Here is a 2,164-nt window from a genome sequence, read left to right on the forward strand (position 1 = left end):
GCCCCGCACCCTCCCCGACCTCGGCGACGAGGCCTTCCTCGACGACGCCCTCACCACCGCCGCCTCGGCCTCCCGTCACCGCACCGTGACTGTGGTGTTCCGCACGTCGAACGTCATCGTGACCATCGAGTACGACGAGCAGCCCGGCCGCCGCACGGACGTCCCCGACAGCAAGGAAATGCAGGACAAAGCGCAGGAACTGGCCGACATGCTGGCCGGAGAGTTCAACGAGTAACGGGCGGCCGAAGCGGGCCGAAGCGGGGCCTCAGGTCCCGTGAAGCGGAGTCGTCCGCCGTCCCATGCGCGTACCGTGGCCCCCCGGACCCGACGACGTCACGAGACGAACTGGACGTCACGAGACGAACAGAGTGAAGGAACCATGCACCGACCTGCACAGCGAAAGCGACAGCTCCGCAGCCGCCTCCTCGTCTGCGCGGCCGCCGTACCGGTGATCCTCGTCGCCGGTTGCTCCTCCGACTCCGGCTCCGACTCCGGATCCGACGGGGCGAAGAAGGACTCGGGCGCCAAGGCCTCCGCCTCGGCCAAGTCCGGCGACAAGGCCGCGAGCGTGGAGAAGGCCGCCTACGCCAAGCTTCCGGAGCCCTGCGACGTCCTGTCGAAGAAGACGCTCGAGGACCTCGTGCCGAAGGCGAAGGACAAGTCCGGCAAGGCCGGCACGTCCAGCGACACGGCGCTGCGCGGCAGCTGCTCCTGGGACAGCCTCGACAACAACGGCGTGGACGGCTCGCAGTTCCGCTGGCTGCGCGTCTCGCTGATGCGCTTCGAGTCGGACCCCTCGCTCGGCAGCGGTGCGAAGCGCGCGCAGGACAGCTTCGCCAAGCAGGTCTCCGACGCCCAGGCGACGAAGGACGCGAAGGGCGTCAAGGCGGAGCCGGTGCAGGGCGTCGGCCAGCAGGCGACGCTCGTGCGGTACGACCTGAAGAAGGACAAGGACACCTTCAAGCAGCAGACGTTCGTGACGCGCGTGGAGAACGCCGTCATCACCGTCGACTTCAACGGCGCGGGCCTCGCGGGCGACGAGGCCCCGGACGCCGGCAAGCTGAGCAAGGACGCGCAGAAGGCCGCGAAGGAGGCCGCCGACGCGGTCGTCGCGGCCAACAAGGGCGGTGGCGAGGCCTCGTCCGACGCGAGCGACAAGCCGAAGGCGGACGACAAGAAGGCCGACGACAAGAAGTCGGACGACGCCAAGGCCGACGACAAGAAGAAGAGCGACAGCAGCAAGTCCTGACGCTCGTCGGTCAACTCGCGCCCTCACCAGGCAAGTTGAAGGAGCCCGGCCCCTCACGGGCCGGGCTTCTGACGTACCGGCACACAGCCTTCCGCACGTATGTGCCAGGCTGTCGCTCGCAATACCGGCGCCGGGACGGCATCTCAAGCCGCCACTAGCCGACACAGGCCTTGCACAGGGAGGGGTTCGCGGGTGGCCGCGATGCAGCTGACACGCACGCACCGGATACTCATCGGAGTGGTCGTCGCCGGAGCGGTCGTCATCGCCGGGATCGGCTTCGCGGGGTCGTACGCGGCCGTGCGCGAGCTCGCCGAGGAGAAGGGGTTCGGCGGCTTCTCGGTGGTCTTCCCCATCGGCGTCGACGCGGGCATCTGTGTGCTGCTCGCCCTGGACCTCCTGCTGACCTGGCTCCGCATCCCCTTCCCGCTGCTGCGCCAGACGGCGTGGCTGCTCACGGCGGCGACGATCGCGTTCAACGCCGCGGCGGCCTGGCCCGACCCGCTGGGCGTGGGCATGCACGCGGTGATCCCGGTGCTCTTCGTGGTCGCCGTCGAGGCGGCGCGGCACGCGGTGGGCCGGATCGCGGACATCACCGCCGACAAGCACATGGAGGGCGTGCGCCTCACCCGCTGGCTGCTCTCCCCCATCCCGACGTTCAAGCTGTGGCGCCGCATGAAGCTGTGGGAGCTGCGCTCCTACGAGCAGGTCATCAAGCTCGAACAGGACCGTCTCGTCTACCAGGCGCGCCTGCAGGCCCGGTTCGGCCGCTCCTGGCGCCGCAAGGCACCCGTCGAGTCGCTGATGCCGCTGCGTCTCGCGCGCTTCGGCGTGCCGCTCGCCGAGACCGCCCCGGCGGGCCTCGCGGCCGCGGGCATCGAACCGGTCCTGCTCCCGCCCGCCCCGACGCCCTCGGCC

2 protein-coding genes and 1 pseudogene are annotated in these 2,164 nt (G+C 70.1%); all 3 read left to right on the forward strand.

The annotated features are described in order from the left end of the window. A pseudogene (locus AOK03_RS39510) lies at positions 1-235 on the forward strand (DUF3558 domain-containing protein); the annotation flags it as partial. Between the two features lie 144 nt (positions 236-379). Further along, on the forward strand, positions 380-1,249 hold the full coding sequence (locus AOK03_RS39515; RefSeq protein WP_055570158.1) for a DUF3558 family protein: 870 nt from the start codon (positions 380-382) through the stop codon (positions 1,247-1,249). A gap of 192 nt (positions 1,250-1,441) precedes the next feature. Further along, positions 1,442-2,164, forward strand: a 723-nt coding sequence (locus AOK03_RS39520) for a DUF2637 domain-containing protein (protein WP_157869226.1), incomplete at its 3' end; no start/stop codon positions are given.

The sequence above is a fragment of the Streptomyces atriruber genome (assembly GCF_001418325.1).
Taxonomy (GTDB): Bacteria; Actinomycetota; Actinomycetes; order Streptomycetales; family Streptomycetaceae; genus Streptomyces; species Streptomyces atriruber.

Coding starts and splice junctions, on each gene's coding strand:
- AOK03_RS39515 (WP_055570158.1), top strand. CDS start 380: ATGCACCGACCTGCACAGCGAAAGCGACAGCTCCGCAGCCGCCTCCTC.